The sequence below is a fragment of the Rhizobium sp. AQ_MP genome (assembly GCF_014237835.1).
Lineage (GTDB): Bacteria > Pseudomonadota > Alphaproteobacteria > Rhizobiales > Rhizobiaceae > Allorhizobium.
Genome location: NZ_JACJVI010000003.1, coordinates 394,236 through 415,033, shown reverse-complemented (window position 1 = coordinate 415,033; position 20,798 = coordinate 394,236). Strand labels below are relative to the sequence as shown.

The window sequence follows — 20,798 nt, the reverse complement described above, 5'->3', positions numbered from 1 at the left end:
GACATGATTGCCCTGCGTTCCATCCTTTTCAATATCGCCTTCTATGCCAACCTGATCCTCAGGATGATCGTGCTGTCGCCGATCTATTTCCTGCTGCCGCGCAAGAAGGCCTTCTTCGTGCCGAAGGACTGGGCCCGCTCCAATCACTGGCTGATGGAAAAGATCGTCGGTACGACCTTCACGGTCGAGGGGCTCGAGAACATTCCCGAGGGCGGCTACATCCTGGCGCCGAAGCACCAGTCCTTCTGGGACACCTATGCCCTGCTGCCCTGGCTCGACGATCCGGTCTACATCCTCAAGCGCGAGCTGATGTGGATCCCGGTCTTCGGCTGGTATGTCGCCAAGCAGCGGATGATCCCGGTCAACCGCGGTGCCAAGGGCAAGGTCATGGCGCAGGTGATCGAGCGCACCAAGATGGAAATGGCCAATGGCCGCCAGCTGATCATCTATCCCGAAGGTACCCGCCGTCCGCCGGGGGCACCGCCGGAATACAAATACGGTATCGCCCGCCTCTACCGCGACATCAACGTGCCCGTCGTGCCCGTCGCCATGCATCCCGGCCTCTTCTGGCCGCGCCGCAAGTTCCTGCGTTTTCCGGGCCATTTCACCGTTCGCATCCTGCCGCCCATCGAACCGGGCCTCGATCCCGACGTGATGCATGAGACACTGATGCAGCGCCTTGAAGCAGCCAGCGACGAGCTTCTGGTGAAGACGGCCAAGGAGAACCCGAAGCTGCCGCTGCCGCCAACCGCCATCAATCGCCTGAGGGAACTCGGAGCGCTCTGAGCGCATTCACGGAAGATGCAGGCAGGCCTAGGTCGGATCACCGGAAATGGCTGCGGCGACGCTTTCGAGCCACTGGTCGCGAATGCCGAGTTCGCGCATGTGGGAGACAGTATTGGCGACATAGACGGGGTTGGGACCGGAACGGCCGACGGCACCTTCAACGACGCGCGCGGCCTCTTCGATCGTCACCGCGCCCGCATATTGCGGGTGAGCCCGGTCTATGACGTAGGTAAGCGCCCGGACGGTCCGCCCGTCCGCAAGCGTGGTGCGGACCTGCCGTTCGAGATAGACGCTGGTGACGAGCTCGCGTTCGCGCAAATAGTCGACCGTGGACTGCCAGTTGGAGGGAAGGACGCGGAACGCAACGCCCTTACAGGATCCGCCGCGATCGAGGCCGAGCACGAGACCCGGCCGCTCCTCGGTACCACGGTGGACATAGGAGCGCACGCAGAGAGACCGCCGGTAGCCGCCAAGACGGGCAAGCACCCTTTCTTGATAGGGAAAGCCCGGGTTCCACATCAACGAACCGTAGCCAAAGACCCAATATTCGTCCATATCGCACGCCAATCCAGAACAAGAAGACCGTAACGAGGAGCACCCCATGGCCATGTCGACCGCGCCGGAGAGCACGATCAGCCGAAAGGTTGTTCGGCTGGGCGTTTTGATCGTCCTCGTCATCGCTGTCTATAGTGTCGGCTGGTATTTCGCTGCAGAATATCTGCGCAATCGCATTTTGAGCTTTTTCGGCGGCGGAAATCCGGCGGGTGTGACGGCGACATGCGAGGATGCGACAATGGGAGGATACCCGTTCCGCTTCCGCCTGAATTGCTCGCGGCTCGCCTTCGACGACCATTTCCAGGGCGTGGCGGCCTCCTTCGGCCCGGTGCGCGCGGCAGCCCAGATTTACAATCCCGGCCATATCGTTTGGGAGATGGACGGCCCGGCCGAGATCCGCTCGGCACTTGGCTTCAACACCGCGCTCGACTGGACCAACATGCAGTCGAGCTTCCGCATCGGTCTGTCCGGCCTGTCACGCAGCTCGCTGGTGATGGAGGGACTGAATGCGACGGTGACCTCGACGGTTTCCAGCCTGCAGCTCCAGGTCACGGCGCCGACCGCCCAGTCGCATGTCCGTCAGAACGATGGAAATCTGGATTACGCGACGCTGGTGCGCGATGTCGTCGTGTCGGTCGGGGGAACGAAAATCGCCCTGCCGCCCGTCTCGGCGAGCCTTGATGCCACTTTCGCCGACAAGGGTGGTCTGCTTGATCCCCGGGTGGCCCAGGAACAGAAGCTCTATGGCACCAAGGGCGAGATCCGCCGCATGGTCATCGATCTCGGCGCGGGCCGGGTTCTGACGTTGAGCGGTCCCTTCCAGGTCGGGGACGACGGCATGCTCTCCGGCCGCATGAAGGTGCAGATCGAACAGATCAATGCCTGGCGTGAGGCGGTGAAGACCGCCTATCCGGCTCAGTCCGAAATGATCGACAATGTCGCCAACATTCTGCGGGCGCTGGCCTTCGGACGCGACAACAGCGAGGCGGAGATCACCATCGAGAATGGCGTGGCGATGCTGGGCTTCATCCCGCTGGGACAGATCCCGCCGCTTTGAGAAAGGCGCTTACTTGTCGAGCGCGTGGCGGCCGAAATCCGGCACGTCGACATCCTGGCCGGCCTGGACGATCGAACGGCGGATGGTGCGGGTGCGCGAGAACAGCTCGAACAGCTTGTCGCCCTCGCCCCAGCGGATCGCCCGCTGCAGATAGGCGAGATCTTCCGAAAAACGCGCCAGCATTTCCAGGATCGCATCCTTGTTGTGCAGGCAGACATCCCGCCACATGGTCGGGTCGGAGGCGGCAAGACGCGTGAAATCGCGGAAACCCGAGGCCGAATACTTGATGACTTCCGATTCCGTCACGGTCTCCAGGTCATCGGCCGTGCCGACGATGTTGTAGGCGATGATATGCGGCAGGTGCGAGACGATGGCGAGCACCTTGTCGTGATGCTGCGGATCCATCTCGTCGCAGCGCGAGCCGAGCGCCTCCCAGAAGCCACGCAGACGGGAAAGCGCCTTGGGATCCGTCCCTTCAAGCGGCGTGAAAATGCACCAGCGCCCCTTGAACAGACCGGCAAAGCCGGCATCCGGACCGGACTTCTCCGTTCCCGCCAGCGGGTGGCCGGGGATGAAATGCACGCCTTCGGGCATATGCGGCGCCATTTGCGCGATAACCGAAGCCTTGGTCGAGCCGACATCGGTCACGATGGCGCCAGGTTTGAGGTTCGGTGCGATCTGCTTGGCGACCGCTTCCGAAGCGCCGACCGGCACGGAGACGATGACGAGGTCGGCATCCTTGACCGCGTCTGAAGCCGAGGCGACATAGGCCGTTCCGAGCTCCAGCTCTTCCGCCCGCTTCAGCGTGTCGAGACTGCGGGTCGAGACAACCACATCTTTCGCCAGCCCAAGCTTCTTGACGTCGCGGGCGATCGACGAGCCGATGAGGCCGATGCCGATCAGGGCAATGCGGTTGAACAGGATTTCAGACATCACGTGCGTTCCATGAATTCGGTGAGGGCGTCGATCACGCCGGTATTGGCGTCCTCGCTGCCGATCGTCATGCGGAGTGCATTGGGAAAACCATAGGACGCGACGGCGCGCAAGACGAAGCCGCGTTGCGTCAGGAACGCGTCGGCATCCGACGCGCGTTTTCCATCCCGGTCGGGGAAGTGGATCAGGATGAAGTTGGTGACCGACGGCGTGACCTCGAGGCCAAGCGCTGTGAGCGCATCCGAGACCCGCGTAAGCCAGATCTGATTGTGTTCGACGGCTTTCGCCACGTACGCCTGATCGCGCATGGCCGCTGCCCCGGCCAGAAGTGCCGGCGTGTTGATGTTGAACGGCCCACGCACCCGGTTCATCGCGTCGATGATCTCGGACGGGCCGTAGATCCAGCCGATGCGCAGCGCCGCAAGCCCGTAGACCTTGGCGAAGGTGCGGGTCATCACGACATTGCGGTTGGCCGAGACGAGCGCGATCCCGGCCTCGTAGTCGTTGCGACGGACATATTCGGCATAGGCCGCATCGAGCACGAGGATGACATGCGGTGGCAGGGCCTCCTGCAGGCGCGCGATCTCCGCATAGGGCACATAGGTGCCTGTCGGATTGCCAGGATTGGTCAGAAAGACGATCTTCGTCCGCTCGGTGATCGCGCCCAGGATCGCATCGACGTCGACCCGCCGATCGGTCTCGGGCACCGTGACCGGCGTGCCGCCGGCAGCCAGGATCTGGATGCGATAGAGCAGGAAGCCATGCTCGGTGATGACGGCCTCATCGCCAGGACCGAGATAGATATTGGCAAGCAGCGACAGCAGCTCGCCCGAGCCATTGCCACAGAGGATGTTGGCGGGGTTCAGCCCATGCACCTCGGCAATGGCATCACGCAGCACCCGCGCCTGTCCATCTGGATAGAGCTGAAGCCTGGCGGCCGCAGTCTGGAAGGCTTCGATGGCCCTTTGGCTCGGACCAAGCGGCGTCTCGTTGGAGGAAAGCTTGAAGACGCGCGTGACGCCACCCGCATGCTCCTTGCCCGGAACATAGGCGGCGATCTCCATGACCCCGGGTCGGGGTACCGGCTTGGTGGAGGCGTTCATGAGGCGCATTCCCGGCGGTCGGGCAGCAGGACGCCGCCCATTGGCATGGGCTTGGGATTACTGCGGAAACCTGCATTTGTCGAGCCGGACCCGCGCCGCAGCCTATCGCGGCAGCGGCCATGCCGGCAACCGGGTCAGAGTTTGGGCGGAAGACTACGTGTGGTCGGCACGCCCTGCGGGGCAAGCACGGGCGCAAAGACGCGGCGCGAGGCGCGCGAGGCAACCGGCAGGCCCTGATAGAGCCGCTTCTGCGCCTCGACGACGATGACGCCGGAAAAGGCCGGCCAAAGCACGCGGCCCAGTCGTTCGAAGCCGAGCCGCAGCCGAAGGATCGCCCGGATCTTGGAGGGCGGGAAGAACAAGGCTTCGGCCGAGGCGCCGGGGGTGAAGTTCGTCTCGCGCAACAGCGAGGTCAGCTGGCCGCGCGAGTAGGGTCGGCCGGAGCCGAAGGGTGTGTGCTCCATGCGCGCCCAGACGCCGCGACGGTTCGGCACGACAATGACCAGCCGCCCGCCCGGCGCCAGCACCCGCCAGATCTCCTTGAGAGTCTCGCGCGGGTTTTCGGCAAATTCCAGCGAATGCACCATCAGCACCCGATCGACCGAGCTGTCCGGCAGCGGCAATTCCTCGTCGAATACCAGCGCGGTGGCAGAGGGCTCGCCGACCGGCCAGTTCACCGCGCCCTGCCCGGCCGGCATGAAGGCCATGGTGCGCTCGGTATCGGCACGGAAACGCTCAAGGAAGGGAATGCAGTAGCCGAGACCGACGAGCCGCTCCTGCGGAAGGCGCGCCCAGACCGACGACAGGGCCAGAGCAATCGACTGCTCCGCCACACGACCGAGCATCGTGTAATAGAACTGCCTCAAATCGACGATATCGACATGCATGAACTTATTGTTAGCAGCCCATCCTTGGACTTCAAGCCGCGAGCGGCTACATTCGCCACAAAGAGGTGGGACACAAAAAACGGATCGACAATGAAATCACTGCAGATTGAGGTCTTCATCTGCCGGAGTGACAACTTCGGCGTGCTTCTCCATTGCCCGGAAACCGGGCAGACGGCGGCGATCGACGCGCCAGAACTCGATCCGATCGTGCAGGCTGCGGAGAAGCGCGGCTGGACGATCACCCATATCTTCACCACCCATCACCACGGCGACCATGTCGAGGCGAACCTGGCGCTGAAGGACAAATATGGCTGCGAGATCATCGGACCACGCAACGAGGCGGCCGCCATTCCAGGCATTGACCGCACAGTGGGTGACGAAGACGAGTTCACCTTCGGCAATCGGCCGGTTCGGGTGATCGAAACGCCAGGGCACACGGCGGGGCATATCTGCTACTATCTGCCCGAGGACATGCTGCTTTTTGCCGCCGACACGCTGTTTGCGCTGGGCTGCGGCCGTCTCTTCGAACGCTCGGCCATGGACATGTGGCATTCGCTGCAGAAACTTGCAGCCTTGCCCGACGAGACGATCGTCTATTTCGGCCATGAATACACGCTGTCGAATGCCCGTTTCGCGCTGACGATCGATCCGGAAAATGCACGGCTCAAATCGCGCGCCGAACTGATCGAGATGCAGCGCAAGCGCGGCGACTTCACGATCCCGACGACCATCGGGCTCGAAAAGGAGACCAATCCCTTCTTGCGCGCCGGCGATCCGGACGTGCGCCGCACGCTCGGCATGGAAGGCGCAAGCAACGAGGATGTGTTTGCCGAGATCCGCAAGCGCAAGGACAGCTTCTGATGCAGGCGAAAGAGATCATCGAAACCCTCGGCATGCAGCGCCATCCCGAGGGCGGCTGGTATGTGGAGACCTATCGCGACGACAAAGGCGGTCCCCGCGGCCACTCGACCGCAATCTATTACCTGCTTCAGGCCGGCGAGCGCTCGCATTGGCACAAGGTGAAGGATGCGGCGGAGGCCTGGCACTACTATGCCGGTGCGCCGCTTGCCCTGCATCGCTCGAAGGACGGCGTGACGCAGGAGACTGTGATCCTCGGCCTCGACCTGGCCGCAGGGCAAAGGCCGCAGGCGATCATCGATGCGGATGAATGGCAGGCAGCCGAAAGCCTCGGTGACTTCACTCTGGTTGGCTGCACCGTCGCACCGGGCTTCGACTTCTCCGCCTTCGAAATGGCACCGCCCGGTTGGGCGCCGCGGCGCTGACCGGTGGTCACACTGCGCTAAGCGTCAGGGTGAGGATCACCTGGGCAGCAAAATAGGTGATCCAGACGAAATAGGCGGCGGCTCCGTCAATGGGATGCTCCGGCCCCGTCCAGTATTTTCGGATGGTCAGCACGATATCGGAGACGATGAACAGCGTCGCCCCTAGGAAGACGAACGGGTTGTGAAGCCCGAGCGTCAGCCAGACGAGAACCATGAACAGCAGGACATAAAGGCCGATCGGCAGCGCGAGCCGCCCGGCGGGCTTCCAGATGCGAAGGAGCACGCCGAAGGTGAGCAGCGCGACAAGCGCCCCGGCGAAAAGCCGCCAGGGCTCGGCAAGGGCAAGGGCCGGATCGGCAAGAGTCAAGAGCAGTGCCACATAGGCAACATGTGCGCTGAGGAAGGCGGAGACGCCGCCCAGGAAGGCACGGTCACCCTCGAAGGCGAGCGACCAGTCACCGAGCGCACCGAGAAGCAGGGCCGCGACCAGCAGCGGATGGGCATCGACAAGCAAGGCATAAGCCGCAAGCAGCACGACCGGCAGGGTCTTCCAGACAGCGCGCGCAACCGTTTTGTCTCGCGGCAGGATCCAGAGATAGCTGGTGCCGAGTGCAACCGAGAGCCAGAAGATACCGGTCGCAACAGCCATTCAATCCCCTGTCAGCCCGTCCGATCCTTGTTACGGAAGACCATATCCCGCGCAGCGAGCACCGCGCCACCGGTGATCAGCAAACATGAAAGGCCAATTCTGACGCTAAGGTCGCCAAAGCCAAAAATGATCAAAATCAGCGTCGACAAGAGCGGCGCGGCATAGCTGGAGGCACCGAGAATCTGGATATCGCCGTTCTTCACGCCATAGTCCCAGACGTAGAACGCAAGCCCGACCGGCAGCAGACCGAGCCCGACCACGGCCGCCCACTGGGATGTATTCTCCGGCCACACGGTGGTCTCGAGCGCCAGGTGGCAGACGAGCGAGAGGATCGAGGTGGCGAGGCAGAAGCCGGTGACCACATCGGTCGAAACCTTCTCGAACTTGCGGCTGATGAGCGAATAGGCAGCCCAGGTAAAGGCGCAGAGGAAGGCGGTGAAATAGCCGAGACTATAGGCCGGATCGAAGGCGAAGCCGTTCTTGCCGACGATCAGCGCGGTTCCGGCAAGGCCGCAGACTGCGCCGACGATATGATGCCAGCCGAGCTTCTCGCCCGGGAGGAGAGCCGAACCGACCACGATGAGAAGCGGCCAGAGATAGGCAATCAGCCCGGCCTCGACGGCTGGCGCATTTCGAAGGGCTGTGAAGTAGAGGAAGTGATAGCCGAAGAGCCCGCCGACACCGGCGAGCCAGACCTTCGGCGGCTGGCGCAACTCCCTCAGCCGCGCGGGGCGGGCGATGAACAGCAGGATGCCGGGGAGACTGCCGATCGCGAATGTAATGGCAGAGAGCTGGAAGGGCGGCATGGTGCCGGAGGCCGCCGTCATCAACGCGAGGAAGGACCACATCAGGATCGCGGTGAACCCGATCAGCGTTGCCTTGGTCTTCATGAAATCCCCTGAAGCGGGGCTCGCCCGCTGGTGCTAGCCGTCGAACTTTTCTGCGGTCACATGCACCGTCCCGTAACGCGTCGGGATCTTCGCATAGACAGGAGCATATAGCTTCAGCGTCGCAGTCTTGGCAAACCAGATCTCCATGCCGGTCACCGACTTCAGATATTCGATGTCCTTGCGACCCTTTCGGTAACCGGACTTCGGCACGTAGCGCACCGAGCAGACGATGGCTTCGCCCCGCGCGCTGCCGGCGGAGAAGCTTTCCGACCGGTTGGGAGAGAGCACGAGATCCATGCGGCTTTCACCGTCATAGACGGGCAAGGTCTGGCCACAGACATCGGCATCACCCGGGATGAGAAGCGCGCCAATCGGGTCGAGCACGGATTTCAGATCGTCCGGTTGGACCGGAACCCAGGTGTCCGGCTTGGGTCGCTCAGGCGTGACCCTGGTTTCCACCACATTGCCGCGTGTGAAAAGTACCTCGTAGGTGTGCTGCCGCTTGCCGCTCTTGTAGTCCAGCACATAACGCAGGGGCTGCATGCGACCACCGGCGAAATTGCCTGTGACAGTGCTCTGGGCCGCAACCTCGCGCACGATGTCAACGAGGCCAGAGGAATGGAACTGGCCTGAAATGGCGTAACGATCGGCCGCCACTTCCGTCTGGAAGGTCATCCTGGCGATCGGCAGAATACCGAGGGCAACGCTATAGCTTGTGTCATATCGGTAATCGGTGGCCCCGACGGCCATGGGCATGAGGGCGACGAAGGCAAGGGCAAGGCCTGTTGAACGCAAGACGCCGTCTCCTGAATGTTGGTGCCCAAAATCTGGCACAGTCGACGATGCATAATCGCGATGGACTGTGGCAAGAAAATATCCTGGAGCCCACGGACCCTCCGGAATTTCCAAGGTTTGGCTTGACGCGCCGGTTCTCACTGACTATAGAACCGCAACTTTCCAATCAGACGCTGTTGGATTGCCTCGCCGGCATTTGGCCGGGAGCGATGCGATGGCCTAGAAAAACAATAGGTGTACCATGTCCCGCAGTTGCGAATTGACCGGCAAGGGCGTCCAGACGGGCAACAACGTCAGCCACGCGAACAACAAGACCAAGCGCCGGTTCCTGCCGAACCTCTGCGACGTCACGCTGATCTCGGATGCGCTGAACCAGCGTTTCCGCCTGCGCGTCTCGGCTGCAGCCCTGCGCTCCGTCGAGCATCGCGGTGGTCTCGACGCCTTCCTTCTGAAGGCTTCCGAAAACGAACTGAGCATGCGCGCACGTCTGCTGCGCCGCCAGATCGTCAAGAAGACCGCTGCCTGATCACGCGCAGCCGATCAGACATTCGAAAGGCTTGGCCGGATATCCGGGCAAGCCTTTTCGTTTGAGGTAAGCACGACGGCGCCCATGCCTGTCATGCGCATGCCCCTACAGTATAGTATCGTCCCTCAAACTGGTGGCATCACCCAGGATAAAAAAATGCTGAACAAGCGCTATTTCCTTATCTACAGCCTGCTGATGACGACCGTCGTGGTCGCCTCGAACTTCCTCGTCCAGTTTCCCGTCAACGGCATGCTGGCAGGCATCAATCTCGCCGACCTCCTGACCTTCGGCGCCTTCACCTACCCCATCGCCTTCCTTGTCACCGACCTGACCAACAGACAGTTTGGTCCGCAGGCGGCCCGTCGCGTGGTCCTGGTGGGCTTCATCGCCGGCGTTCTCCTGTCGATCCTGCTCGCCACCCCGCGCATCGCTGTTGCCTCGGGTACGGCCTTCCTGGTCGGACAGCTGCTTGACATCTCCGTGTTCAACCGCCTGCGCCAGCAGACCTGGTGGAAGGCGCCGCTGATCGGTTCGTTGCTGGGTTCGGCGCTCGATACGGCGATCTTCTTCTCGCTGTGCTTCGCTCCCGCCTTCGGCTTCATCGGCCCCAACGACGACTTCGCAATCGCCGCCGCCCCGATCCTCGGCGTCATGACGACCGAAGCACCCCGCTGGATCTCCTGGGCGATCGCCGACTTCAGCGTCAAGATGCTGATCGGCGTCATCATGCTTCTGCCCTATGGAGCGCTGATGAGCGTGGTGCGCCCCATGCCGGCGACTTCTCGACCGGCCTGAGAGATCAACATCCGAACGACCAGGAGCAGCCTCGGGAAACCGGGGCTGTTTCGCTTTCTATCAAGCAGCGTGTCAGGCGGGTGGCCCCGCCAGCCGGAATTCCAGCATCAGCGTCCGCTGCAGGATCGAGTGATTGTCGTCGGAGACGACGATCAGCCGGACGGAGCCGTCGGGCTCGGGGATGGCGTCGATGCCTTCCATATTGTCGATCTGGGATCGGTAATTGGCCTCGAACAGAACATCGCCGTCGACCACCGCCCCCGGCTTGAGACTTGCTCCGTCGATGCGGCGCAACCGCATGCCGACACCCCTGGCGATCGTAAATCGCCGCTCAAGCAGCAAAAGATCACCGCCTGGCAGGACGGTTGCATCGGTGATGTCGAAGTCGTCGCGCGGACGCACGCTGAAGGCACCCGCCAGCGGCCCACCGACGATTGCCGCATAGATATTGCCGTTCTCGTCGAAGCTCTTCTCTGCAATCGCCACAAGCGCCCCTTGGAGCGGGCTGTCGGCGGGTGCGACCACCAGCGACTCGAAACCGCCATTGCTGCGCAGCACATCGAGATCGAAGGGAAAGGCGAGCGGTTGCGACGGCACCGCCTTGCCGAGGTCGCTGAGGGGCGAATAAATCACCACCCGATGGATTTGTTCGAAGCCGACAAAGGCGCTGTCGCCATCGATCGCAAGGCTTTCGGCATCAACGAAGAATTTGCTCGGGCTCTCTTGCCCGGATGCGTTAAGCAGCGGCGCAAGTTTGACGGCATCGACACCAGCAAGCCGCCCCTCGGCGTCGCGCGAAATCCGCCCCTCGATCCAGTAGCCCGTATCGAACACGCCGATGAAGCGCTGGCCATCGAGGAAACGGATCGAGGAGAAGGCCCCGAACAGCGGCTCGGATGAAGAGAGCTCGATACCGCCGAGGAAAGTGAGGCCCGGTGCCAGCGTCGGGTCACCGCCAAGCTCCGCAATCACATGGCTTTCAACCGGAATGGACAGCGTCTGTCCGGGCGGGATGGTCGTGGGCGCGCAGGACGAAAGAACCAGCAAGCCGGCGAATGCGCAGCTTAGGCCAAGGCGGCGACGATAGATCGAGCGCTCAGGCACGCAGGCGAGCCCGACCCGAGCCGCCGGAGGGCTGTTCCTCGAACAGCGAGGCAAGCTGCTCGGTCATGGCGCCCGCCAGTTCGTCGGCATCGACGATGGTGACGGCACGGCGATAATAGCGGGTAACGTCGTGACCGATGCCAATGGCCAGAAGTTCGACGGGCGAGCGCGTCTCGATCTGCTCGATGACGGCACGCAGATGCCGCTCGAGATAGTTGCCAGGATTGACCGACAGCGTCGAATCGTCGACCGGCGCACCGTCCGAGATCATCATCAGGATCTTGCGCTGCTCGCGGCGGCCGATCAGGCGGTTATGCGCCCACATTAGCGCCTCGCCGTCGATGTTCTCCTTGAGCAGCCCCTCGCGCATCATCAGGCCGAGATTGCGGCGCGCCCGGCGCCACGGCGCATCGGCAGACTTGTAGATGATGTGGCGCAGATCGTTGAGGCGGCCGGGTGCCGGCGGCTTCCCGCCTGCCAGCCACTTCTCGCGCGACTGCCCGCCCTTCCAGGCCTTGGTCGTGAAGCCGAGGATCTCGACCTTGACGCCGCAGCGTTCCAGCGTACGGGCGAGAATGTCGGCGCAGGAGGCGGCGACCGTGATCGGGCGACCCCGCATCGAGCCGGAATTGTCGATGACCAGCGTCACCACCGTATCGCGGAACTTCGTGTCCTTCTCCTTCTTGAAGGAGAGCGGCTGCATCGGGTCGATGATCAGGCGGGTAAGACGCGCCGGATCGAGGTAACCCTCTTCCAGATCGAATTCCCAGGAGCGGTTCTGCTGCGCCATCAGGCGGCGCTGCAGGCGGTTTGCAAGCCGGCCGACAGCGCCCTGCAGATGGGCGAGCTGCTTGTCGAGGAAGGCGCGCAACCGGTCGAGCTCGGCCTCGTCGCAGAGTTCTTCCGCAGTGATTTCCTCGTCGAATTCCTCGGTGAAGATCTTATAGTCGACCTTCTCGTTGAAATCGTCAAAAGGCGTTGCCGGACGGCGCATTTCACCGGGCGTCTCGCTGTCGTCGTCGCCCTCGTCCGACATCTCCTCTTCGGAGATTTCGGCACCGTCCATCTCGCCATCGTCGAGCTGTTCCTGCGAGGCTTCGCTTTCCTCGGCGGGCGCAGAATCCTGGCCGGCCTCTTCTTCGGAGGTCTCCTGGTCCTGCTCGCCGCTGCGCGGCTGCTCCTCGTCGGTCGACTGCTCGTCCTCGCTCTGCTCCTGGTCGTCGCCCATGTCCTCGGCCATCTCCATGGCCGACAGCATGTGGCGGATCACCCGGGAGAAGGCCTGCTGGTCTTCGATGACGTTGGACAGGTTGTCGAGGTCGGTGCCGGCCTTGTCCTCAATAAACGGGCGCCAGAGGTCGAGCACCTTGCCGGCGGTCTCCGGCGCCTTCTGGCCGGTGAGCTTTTCGCGCACCAGCATGGCAACGGCTTCGCCGATCGGCGCATCTTCCTGACGGCTGATCGTCGAGAAATTCGCTTTCGCATATTTCTCGGTATTCATCGATTGGATGTTGGAGGCGACACCCGGCATGCGCAGCGAGCCGAGGGACTCGACGCGCGCCTGCTCGACGGCATCGAAGATGGCACGCGCATCGGCGCCTTGCGGCGCCATGGCGGCATGGATCTTCTGGTCGTGGCAGGCGAGACGAAGCGCCATCGAGTCCCCGAGCCCGCGGGTCACCGCGAGTTCGTGGGCGGTCGGACGCTTGGAGATCTCCGGCAGGCGGATCCGCTCGCCGGCAAGACCGGGGCGTTCATTGGCAAAGGCGACCTCGACCTGCGGATCGCCCGCAATCGAGCGCACGCAGCCCGTAATGGCACGGCGCATCGGCTCCGTGTCTACGCCACCGCCGGCTCTCGCCTTCGAATTGTCGCCGCGCCCTGCCATGCTTGTCGGTCCTTATGCGCCGAGTACGATATTGGCCGCACTTTCCTTCAGTTCCACGCCGAAGGCGCGCTGATACTGCTCGGCCACCAGGGTGCGCTCGAGTTCGTCACACTTGTTGAGGAAGGTGACGCGGAAGGCGAAGGCAACATCGCCGAAGATCTCGGCATTTTCGGCCCAGGTGATGACGGTACGCGGGCTCATGACGGTCGACAGATCGCCGTTGACGAAGGCCGCACGCGTGAGGTCGGCAAGGCGGACCATGCGCGAAACGGTGTCGCGACCCTCGGCGGTCGAACCGAAGCTCTTGACCTTGGCCGAAACGATGTCGACTTCCTTGTCATGCGGCAGGTAGTTCAGCGTGGTGACGATCGACCAGCGGTCCATCTGCGCCTGGTTGATCTGCTGCGTGCCGTGATAGAGGCCGGTGGTGTCGCCGAGGCCAACCGTGTTGGCGGTGGCAAACAGGCGGAAGGCAGGGTGAGGACGGATGACGCGGCTCTGGTCGAGCAGCGTCAAGCGGCCCGAGCTTTCCAGCACGCGCTGGATGACGAACATCACGTCCGGACGGCCGGCATCGTATTCATCGAAGACGAGCGCGACATTGTGCTGATAGGCCCAGGGCAGGATGCCGTCCTTGAACTCGGTGATCTGCTTGCCGTCCTTCAGAACGATCGCGTCCTTGCCGACGAGGTCGATACGGCTGACATGGCTGTCGAGGTTGACGCGCACGCAGGGCCAGTTGAGGCGGGCAGCGACCTGCTCGATATGGGTCGACTTGCCGGTTCCGTGGAAGCCGGAAACCATGACGCGGCGGTTATGGGCAAAGCCGGCGAGAATGGCGAGCGTGGTTTCACGGTCGAACAGATAATCCGGGTCGAGATCCGGGACATAGGCATCGCCCTTGGAATAGGCCGGAACGCGGATGTCCGTGTCGATGCCGAAGACCTCGCGGACCGATACGGTGGTGTCGGGCAGGTTGGCGATATCCAGTTCAATTTTGCTCATCATGTCTCCCTGCCAGGCGGTGCCGTCCGGCCGTCTTTGTCGCTGCTTGTGTGTTCGGATTAACAGAAACCGGCCTGCTTTAACAATGTATAGGCGTCAATGACAGCGCGAAAACGCTCTTCGGAACCCCGGTCTCCGCCATTTGCATCCGGATGGTGTTTTTTTACAAGCTCCTTGTAGCGCGTCTTGATCTCGGCCGCCGTCGAACTGACGGTAAGGCCAAGCGTATCCAGGGCTTTTGCTTCGAGCGTCTTCAGCTTTCGTTCCGCCGGCTGGTAGCGCGACGCACCTCCGCGCCCCTGCTGAACGAAGCCGAAGGGGTCCTTGATGCGTGCCTGTGACGCAGCCGAGCCGGAACGCATGGTCGAATGCAAGGGGCTCGCCTTGGCAGCCTTGTTCACGCCGACCGTCCAGGTCGGCCGATGGCCGGTGATCGCCTCCTTCTGGTAGCGGGCGATCTCGGTGTCGGAAAGGCCTGAGAAGTAATTGTAGCCCTTGTTGTACTCCTTGACATGCTCGAAGCAGAACAGGAAGAACTGGCCCTCCGCATGCCGACCCACCGGCGCGCGATGGACCCCCGGCTTGTCGCAGCCGTCCCACTGACACACGGGCTTGGATTGCTCGGGCTCGGCCTCCCGCTTTCGCCGGGTGCGGATCCGATCGAAGTATTTCGAGTCGAGTTTCATGCCGTAATTATGGGGCGCGGAAACGGGCCGGACAAGAATTGACAAACCGGTTTGTTGCGCGCTTTGTGGGGCTTTTTTGCGAAGCAGCAGAAAGAGGCAGACAATGTCGGTGAAGAGCCGGATCGAGACCCGCCTGGCCGAGGCTTTCAGCCCCGAACGGCTCGTCGTGATCGACGAAAGCCATCACCATGCCGGCCACCAGCCTGATATCACCGGCACCGACGAAACACATATGCGTGTTCGCATCGTCGCCGCGGCCTTCGCAGGCATGACGCGCCTGGCCCGGCACCGGGCCGTGACCGACTTGCTGAAGCCGGAGCTGGACGCCGGCCTGCATGCGCTCGCCATAGAGCCCGCCGCTCCAGGCGAGCCCACACGCTGGTAAGCGCGAATCCTATCATTCCGCCGGTTCGGTCGCGTCGATCGGCCGGATGCGCAGACGCGTGATCCGGTTCTTCTCCCGCTTCAAGACGATGAAGCGCTTGCCGTAGAAGGTGAAGGCCTGGCGCTCCTCGGGGATCGACTTCGACTCGTGGATGACGAGACCCGCGATCGTCGTCGCCTCCTCGTCCGGCAACTGCCAGTCCATGGCGCGATTGAGGTCGCGGATCGGCACCCCGCCATCAACGACGATCGACCCGTCGCTGTCCTGGCGCACACCTTGGATCTCGAGATCGTGCTCGTCGGAAATATCGCCGACGATTTCTTCGAGAATGTCCTCGAGCGTCACGACGCCCTGCACTTCGCCATATTCATCGACGACGACTGCGAAATGGGTCTTGCGGCGCAGGAAGGCGTTGAGCTGGTCCTTGAGGTTCGTCGTGTCGGGCACGAACCAGGGCTTCTGGGCGATCTTGACGATGTCGATGTCCTGCGGCTCGACATTCGGCTCGGCAAGCGCCCGGATCAGGTCCTTGGCATGGATCACGCCGATGATGTTGTCGGTCGCGCCACGCCAGACCGGCATGCGGGTGTAGGGGCTTTCCAGAATGTTGCGGATCGCCACTTCCGGCGGCTCATCGGCATTGACCGCCCGCATCGCGGTGCGGTGGATCATGATGTCGGAGACTTCGAGTTCGCCGAGATCAAGAACGCCGCCCAGCCGGTCGCGGTCGGCCTTGATCACCGCGCCTTCGCGATGCAGCAGCGCCACGGCGCCGCGAAGCTCCTCATGCGCCGAAAGCATCGACGCTTCGCCGGAAATGGATACGCCGAACAGGCTGAGCAACTTGCGGACGATCCAGTTGACAAGGCTTGAAAGCGGCCCGACCACGGCCACGAAGGGACGCACCAACGGCGCGACAACGAGAGCAAAGCGCTCCGGCGCGGAAATCGCCCAGCTCTTCGGCAGGACTTCGGAGAATATGACGAGCAGGACGGTCATCAACAGCGTGGCGATCGCGACGCCGGAATCGCCGAACAGACCGAGAAACAGGCTCGTGGTGAGCGAGGACGCCAGGATATTGACGAGGTTGTTCCCGATCAGCAGCGCCCCGATCAGCCGGTCCCGGCGTTCGATCAGCGTATTCACGATGCCGGCGCGGTCGTCGCCATTGACCTCAAGCGTGTGCATCCGGGCACGCGACGTGGCGGTGAGCGCCGTTTCCGAACCCGAAAAAAAGGCGGATGCGCAGATCAGGCCGAGAATGGCGACCAGCGTCAACCAATAGTCGGCAAGACTGGCAAGGATTTGCTCGATCATGATGTCCGCATCTCCTCAATGAAGCGCTGCACCTCGGATGCCGGCACATCGTCCGCCACGAAGGACTGGCCGAGACCACGGGTGAGGATGAAGGTAAGCTTGCCGCTTTTCACCTTCTTGTCCTGGGCGATGGCATCCATCAGCACTTCGGTCGGCGGCAGCTCGCCGGGGATTTCCGCCATGCGGGTCGGCAGACCGACGGCCTTCAGATGCGCCTTAACACGATCAGCAAGATCCGGGCTCGCCAGGTTCATGCGCGCGGAGAAGCGATGTGCAAGCACCATGCCGATCGAGACCCCCTCGCCATGCACCAGGCGGCTGCTGTCATACTGGGTGGCGGCTTCCAGCGCATGGCCGAAGGTGTGGCCGAGATTGAGAAGCGCCCGGCGGCCGTTTTCGCGCTCGTCAGCCGCGACCACATCGGCCTTGGCCTGGCAGGAAACGGCAATCGCCTCGATGCGGGCCGCACCACCCGCAAACACATCGCGCCAGTTCGTCTCCAGCCATTCGAAAAAGTCTGGCTTGTCGATCAGGCCATACTTGGCGACTTCCGCATAACCGGCCCGGAATTCGCGCTCCGACAGCGTGTCGAGCACGTCGGTATCGGCCAGCACGAGATCCGGCTGGTTGAAGATGCCGACGAGGTTCTTGCCCTGCCGGGCATTGATGCCGGTCTTGCCGCCGACGGAACTGTCGACCTGCGAGAGCAGCGAGGTCGGGATCTGCACGAAGCGCACGCCACGCCGCACGATGCCGGCGGCGAAGCCGGTGAGATCGCCGATGACGCCGCCGCCGAGCGCGATCACCGTATCGTTGCGCTCGATGCGGGCCTCAAGCAGCACGTCGCAGACCTTGGTAAGATAGTCGAAGCTCTTCGTCTTTTCGCCAGCGGGCAAAGTGACCGAGACAGCCTCGATGCCGTCCGTCTGCAGACTGTCCATCAGCCCGTCGAGGTAACGCGCGCCGACATTCTCGTCGGTGACGATCGCGGCACGGCGGCCCTTGATGCGGGTCGAGATCTCACCGCCGGCGCGTGCCATCAGGCCCGGTCCGATCAGGATGTCATAGGAGCGCTCGCCCAGCGGCACATGCACCAGGCGCTCAAGGGTTTCCACATTCGTCATTGCGTCTTGTCCTTGCCGAGATACTCGATCACCGAGGTCAGCACCTCGTTGGCGATCACTTCCTTGCGCACGTCGCGCGACTGGACCGTGATGTCTGCGAGCGCATAGATCGGATAGCGCTTGTCCATCAGGTCCTTCAGCGTCTGCTTCGGATTCTCCGTCTTCAGCAGGGGGCGATTATCGCGCTTGTTGACCCGCTCCCACAGGACCTCGAGATCGGCACTGAGCCAGACAGACAGCCCGCCTCGCTCAACCTGCTTGCGGGTATTCTCGTTGATGAAGGCCCCGCCGCCCGTGGAAACAACCCGGGGACCGCCGCGCAGAAGACGTTTGACGACGCGCGTCTCCAGAGCCCGGAACTCCTCCTCGCCGTAAGCTGCGAAAAGCTCGGAGATCGTCATGCGCGACACGCGCTCGATTTCCGTGTCGGTATCGATGAAGGGCAGGCCGAGTTGCTGGGCGACAAGCCGCCCGATCGCCGACTTGCCGGCTCCCATGAGGCCGACGAGAACGAGATTGCGTTTGCCGAGCGCCGCCTTGGCGCGCTCGCCCAGACTGGGAGCAAGGTTGAGGATCGTTTCGGTCATCGGCCTGTTCACGACTGTTTCATGACCTATTGACATATAGAGGGCTAGCGTCAAGCCATGGCTGCATTTCCAGGAGCCCTCTCCCGCCCTTGGTAAACTCCATGTTTCCACCTATCTATTGCGACGACTGGCCGAGGATTGCCGATGCCCACTCTGTTCCGCTTCCTGTTCATCTGCGCAACGATCGTCGGCGTGGTCTATGCCACGATGTGGTCCTTTGCCGTTTTCGTCGAACCCCGGGAACGGGACGTCACGGTGCGCATCCCCTCCGAGCGGATCAACCCGGTCGAGCAATAACGGACAAGCGACATGTCGGATCTAAGCCGGGCCCGCGTCGAAGCCTTTCTGGAAATGCTGAGCGCGGAGCGCGGGGCAGCCGTCAACACGCTCGCCTCCTACGAGCGCGATCTCGACGATGTCGCGGACTTTCTGTCGAGCCGCAAGGTGAGCCTAGGGGCAGCAACGCGCGAGGATCTCGCCGCCTATCTTTCCGATCTCGCCCGCCGCGGCTTCCAGCCCACCTCCCAGGCCAGGCGGCTGTCCGCCATGCGCCAATTCTACAAATTTCTCTATTCCGAGGGGCTGCGCGGCGATGACCCCACCGCGATCCTCGATGCGCCGAAGAAGTCCAGGCCACTGCCCAAGGTGCTGAGCGTCGAGGACGTCACGGGCCTTCTGTCGCTTGCGGAGAAAGAAGCCGAGCTCGACGGCCCCGAGCAGCCGGCCCGTATCCGCCGTCTCGCACTGATTGAACTTCTCTACGCGACGGGCATGCGCGTCAGCGAGCTCGTTTCGCTTCCAGTGAAGGTGCTGACGCAAGAGGGCCGCTTCCTGCTGGTGCGCGGCAAGGGCAACAAGGAACGGCTGGTGCCGTTGTCGCGCACCGCCATCGAAGCGCTTGCCCGATACGGCAGGATCCGAGCCTCGGACCCGGCGCATGCCGACAGCCCCTTCCTCTTTCCTGCTTCGAGCAGGGAGGGGCATCTGCCCCGCCAGGTCTTTGCACGAGACCTCAAGGATCTCGCTGTCAGGGCCGGATTATCGGCCAATGCCGTCTCGCCCCATGTCCTGAGGCATGCTTTTGCCAGCCATCTTCTCGGCAATGGAGCGGATCTTCGCGCCGTGCAGGAACTGCTGGGCCACAGCGACATTTCAACGACACAAATCTACACGCATGTGCTCGACGAACGCCTGCAACAACTGGTGCATACACATCACCCCCTTGCAAAACAGGCCAAAAACCCCGATTAGGACCGGCTAAGCCGGTTCCTGCGGGCGGCGAGCGCCAGGAACGAACGATCGGAACGGAGTTCATGCACAACTATCTCGACTTCGAAAAGCCCATCTCCGACCTCGAGGCCAAGATCCGCGAACTGAAGAAGCTTGCGGAAGAGGACGAGAGCATCGACACCTCGGAAGAGATCAGCCGGCTGGAAAGCCGTGTCGACGAGGCGATGGTGGAGATCTATTCGAAGCTCAACGCTTGGCAGAAGACGCAGGTCGCGCGCCATCCGCAGCGCCCGCATTTCGTCGATTATGCCGATGCGCTGTTTACCGAATTCACGCCCCTGGCAGGCGATCGGAAATTCGGCGAGGACGCCGCCATCCAGGCCGGCCTCGCCCGTTTCCGCGGCCAGCCCGTCGCCGTCATCGGCCAGGAAAAGGGCAACGACACCAAGTCGCGCATCAAGCACAATTTTGGCAGCCCCCGTCCGGAAGGCTATCGCAAGGCGATCCGTGTCATGGAAATGGCCGACCGCTTCGGCCTGCCGGTGATTTCGCTGATCGACACGGCCGGCGCCTATCCGGGCGTTGGTGCTGAAGAACGCGGCCAGGCGGAAGCCATCGCCCGCTCGACCGAGATGTGCCTGTCGCTCAAGGTACCGATGGTCTCCGTCGTGATCGGCGAAGGCGGCTCCGGCGGCGCGATTGCAATTGCCACCGGCAACCGCGTCTACATGCTCGAACATGCGATCTATTCGGTGATCTCACCGGAAGGCGCGGCATCTATTCTCTGGCGCGACTCGACCCGCGCCAAGGAAGCGGCGACCAACATGAAGATCACGGCGGAAGATCTGAAAAGTCTCGGCATCATCGACGCCATCATCCCGGAACCCGTCGGCGGCGCGCACCGGGCTCCGGATCGCGTGATCGGCATGACCGGGGACATGATCGCCGGCGCGCTGGCAGAACTGACACCCATGCCGGGCGACAAGCTTCGCTCCGACCGGCGTCAGAAGTTCCTCGATATCGGCCGCAATCTCTGACATTTCGGCGGTTGCTGCGTCAATTTGCCATCACTCCGCCGCTTTGCAGGAATAGCGGCGGGGAAAGAATGGCAAATCCGACGGTCATTGGTTTATAATTTGTGAAGAAAGCAGTTCTAAACTCCCGCATGACCGGCTCGTTCTGAGCCTCAACATGTGTTCCTGGAAAGAGCGTT

At 62.7% G+C, this 20,798-nt stretch carries 24 protein-coding genes; 10 read left to right on the top strand and 14 right to left on the bottom strand.

Features of this window, described 5'->3' with window-relative positions; genetic code table 11:
- Positions 1-3: 3 nt before the first annotated feature.
- Positions 4-786 carry a 1-acyl-sn-glycerol-3-phosphate acyltransferase gene (locus H6M51_RS07690; RefSeq protein WP_185809280.1) on the top strand — a complete coding sequence of 261 codons (783 nt, stop codon included), beginning with the start codon at positions 4-6 and terminating at the stop codon, positions 784-786.
- 27 nt (positions 787-813) lie between these two features.
- On the opposite strand, the gene H6M51_RS07685 is transcribed toward H6M51_RS07690, so the two are convergent.
- Positions 814-1,341: a gamma-glutamylcyclotransferase gene (locus H6M51_RS07685; protein ID WP_185809279.1), complete on the bottom strand. Its 528-nt coding sequence runs from the start codon at positions 1,339-1,341 to the stop codon at positions 814-816.
- Between the two features lie 46 nt (positions 1,342-1,387).
- Here H6M51_RS07685 and H6M51_RS07680 point away from each other — a divergent pair, with 46 nt between their 5' ends.
- On the top strand, positions 1,388-2,398 hold the full coding sequence (locus tag H6M51_RS07680) for a DUF2125 domain-containing protein (RefSeq protein WP_185809278.1): 1,011 nt from the start codon (positions 1,388-1,390) through the stop codon (positions 2,396-2,398).
- A gap of 9 nt (positions 2,399-2,407) precedes the next feature.
- Here H6M51_RS07680 and H6M51_RS07675 read toward each other — a convergent pair whose 3' ends face one another.
- The 3 genes from H6M51_RS07675 to H6M51_RS07665 all read right to left on the bottom strand — a co-directional run bounded on the left by H6M51_RS07675 (position 2,408) and on the right by H6M51_RS07665 (position 5,321).
- Positions 2,408-3,331, bottom strand: coding sequence for a prephenate/arogenate dehydrogenase family protein (locus H6M51_RS07675; protein ID WP_185809277.1), 924 nt, complete (start codon positions 3,329-3,331; stop codon positions 2,408-2,410).
- Entirely contained in the window at positions 3,331-4,434 is a 1,104-nt protein-coding gene (hisC, locus tag H6M51_RS07670; RefSeq protein ID WP_185809276.1) for a histidinol-phosphate transaminase, read from the bottom strand. Before hisC ends, H6M51_RS07675 begins: the two co-directional genes overlap by 1 nt.
- Before the next feature lie 134 nt (positions 4,435-4,568).
- Positions 4,569-5,321: a class I SAM-dependent methyltransferase gene (locus H6M51_RS07665; RefSeq protein WP_185809275.1), complete on the bottom strand. Its 753-nt coding sequence runs from the start codon at positions 5,319-5,321 to the stop codon at positions 4,569-4,571.
- 90 nt (positions 5,322-5,411) lie between these two features.
- Between H6M51_RS07665 and gloB the strand changes: the two genes are divergently transcribed.
- Positions 5,412-6,182 carry a hydroxyacylglutathione hydrolase gene (gloB, locus tag H6M51_RS07660; RefSeq protein ID WP_185809274.1) on the top strand — a complete coding sequence of 257 codons (771 nt, stop codon included), beginning with the start codon at positions 5,412-5,414 and terminating at the stop codon, positions 6,180-6,182.
- A complete protein-coding gene (locus H6M51_RS07655) occupies positions 6,182-6,604 on the top strand; it encodes a cupin domain-containing protein (RefSeq protein ID WP_185809273.1) in 423 nt (140 codons plus the stop codon). Before gloB ends, H6M51_RS07655 begins: the two co-directional genes overlap by 1 nt.
- 7 nt (positions 6,605-6,611) lie before the next feature.
- Here the strand turns inward: H6M51_RS07655 and H6M51_RS07650 are convergent, their stop codons facing one another.
- Genes H6M51_RS07650 through H6M51_RS07640 form a run of 3 tightly spaced genes read right to left on the bottom strand, consistent with a single transcriptional unit; the run spans position 6,612 to position 8,938 of the window.
- Positions 6,612-7,253 carry a lysoplasmalogenase family protein gene (locus H6M51_RS07650; protein ID WP_185809272.1) on the bottom strand — a complete coding sequence of 214 codons (642 nt, stop codon included), beginning with the start codon at positions 7,251-7,253 and terminating at the stop codon, positions 6,612-6,614.
- An 11-nt stretch (positions 7,254-7,264) separates the two neighbouring features.
- On the bottom strand, positions 7,265-8,143 hold the full coding sequence (locus H6M51_RS07645) for a DMT family transporter (RefSeq protein ID WP_185809271.1): 879 nt from the start codon (positions 8,141-8,143) through the stop codon (positions 7,265-7,267).
- Between the two features lie 33 nt (positions 8,144-8,176).
- Complete coding sequence (locus H6M51_RS07640; protein WP_348644424.1) at positions 8,177-8,938, bottom strand: DUF3108 domain-containing protein; 762 nt, start codon at positions 8,936-8,938, stop codon at positions 8,177-8,179.
- Positions 8,939-9,179: 241 nt separating this feature from the next.
- Between H6M51_RS07640 and rpmB the strand changes: the two genes are divergently transcribed.
- Positions 9,180-9,464, top strand: a complete 285-nt coding sequence (rpmB, locus tag H6M51_RS07635; protein WP_185809270.1) for a 50S ribosomal protein L28 — start codon at positions 9,180-9,182, stop codon at positions 9,462-9,464.
- A gap of 156 nt (positions 9,465-9,620) precedes the next feature.
- Complete coding sequence (locus H6M51_RS07630; protein WP_185809269.1) at positions 9,621-10,259, top strand: queuosine precursor transporter; 639 nt, start codon at positions 9,621-9,623, stop codon at positions 10,257-10,259.
- 72 nt (positions 10,260-10,331) lie between these two features.
- Here the strand turns inward: H6M51_RS07630 and H6M51_RS07625 are convergent, their stop codons facing one another.
- Genes H6M51_RS07625 through H6M51_RS07610 form a run of 4 tightly spaced genes read right to left on the bottom strand, consistent with a single transcriptional unit; the run spans position 10,332 to position 14,942 of the window.
- A complete protein-coding gene (locus H6M51_RS07625) occupies positions 10,332-11,363 on the bottom strand; it encodes an esterase-like activity of phytase family protein (RefSeq protein ID WP_185809268.1) in 1,032 nt (343 codons plus the stop codon).
- The gene (cobT, locus tag H6M51_RS07620; protein ID WP_185809267.1) at positions 11,356-13,251 is read right to left on the bottom strand and encodes a cobaltochelatase subunit CobT; all 1,896 of its coding nucleotides are present in this window, start codon (positions 13,249-13,251) and stop codon (positions 11,356-11,358) included. The genes H6M51_RS07625 and cobT overlap by 8 nt, the downstream gene beginning before the upstream one ends.
- Positions 13,252-13,263: 12 nt before the next feature.
- Positions 13,264-14,256, bottom strand: a complete 993-nt coding sequence (gene cobS, locus H6M51_RS07615; RefSeq protein WP_185809266.1) for a cobaltochelatase subunit CobS — start codon at positions 14,254-14,256, stop codon at positions 13,264-13,266.
- A gap of 59 nt (positions 14,257-14,315) precedes the next feature.
- The gene (locus H6M51_RS07610; protein ID WP_185809265.1) at positions 14,316-14,942 is read right to left on the bottom strand and encodes a J domain-containing protein; all 627 of its coding nucleotides are present in this window, start codon (positions 14,940-14,942) and stop codon (positions 14,316-14,318) included.
- Positions 14,943-15,045: 103 nt separating this feature from the next.
- Between H6M51_RS07610 and H6M51_RS07605 the strand changes: the two genes are divergently transcribed.
- Positions 15,046-15,327, top strand: a complete 282-nt coding sequence (locus H6M51_RS07605; RefSeq protein WP_185809264.1) for a BolA family transcriptional regulator — start codon at positions 15,046-15,048, stop codon at positions 15,325-15,327.
- Positions 15,328-15,339: 12 nt separating this feature from the next.
- Here the strand turns inward: H6M51_RS07605 and H6M51_RS07600 are convergent, their stop codons facing one another.
- From H6M51_RS07600 to H6M51_RS07590, 3 genes are read right to left on the bottom strand one after another with little or no spacing between them, the layout of a single operon-like run.
- Complete coding sequence (locus tag H6M51_RS07600; RefSeq protein WP_185809263.1) at positions 15,340-16,644, bottom strand: HlyC/CorC family transporter; 1,305 nt, start codon at positions 16,642-16,644, stop codon at positions 15,340-15,342.
- Positions 16,641-17,768: a 3-dehydroquinate synthase gene (aroB, locus tag H6M51_RS07595; protein ID WP_185809262.1), complete on the bottom strand. Its 1,128-nt coding sequence runs from the start codon at positions 17,766-17,768 to the stop codon at positions 16,641-16,643. The genes H6M51_RS07600 and aroB overlap by 4 nt, the downstream gene beginning before the upstream one ends.
- Entirely contained in the window at positions 17,765-18,355 is a 591-nt protein-coding gene (locus H6M51_RS07590) for a shikimate kinase (protein WP_185809261.1), read from the bottom strand. Before H6M51_RS07590 ends, aroB begins: the two co-directional genes overlap by 4 nt.
- A gap of 144 nt (positions 18,356-18,499) precedes the next feature.
- Here H6M51_RS07590 and H6M51_RS07585 point away from each other — a divergent pair, with 144 nt between their 5' ends.
- From H6M51_RS07585 to H6M51_RS07575, 3 genes are all read left to right on the top strand, one after another.
- Complete coding sequence (locus tag H6M51_RS07585; protein WP_185809260.1) at positions 18,500-18,652, top strand: hypothetical protein; 153 nt, start codon at positions 18,500-18,502, stop codon at positions 18,650-18,652.
- A 12-nt stretch (positions 18,653-18,664) separates the two neighbouring features.
- Entirely contained in the window at positions 18,665-19,606 is a 942-nt protein-coding gene (gene xerD / locus H6M51_RS07580) for a site-specific tyrosine recombinase XerD (protein ID WP_185809259.1), read from the top strand.
- Positions 19,607-19,668: 62 nt separating this feature from the next.
- The gene (locus H6M51_RS07575) at positions 19,669-20,622 is read left to right on the top strand and encodes an acetyl-CoA carboxylase carboxyltransferase subunit alpha (protein ID WP_185809258.1); all 954 of its coding nucleotides are present in this window, start codon (positions 19,669-19,671) and stop codon (positions 20,620-20,622) included.
- Positions 20,623-20,798 lie beyond the last annotated feature (176 nt).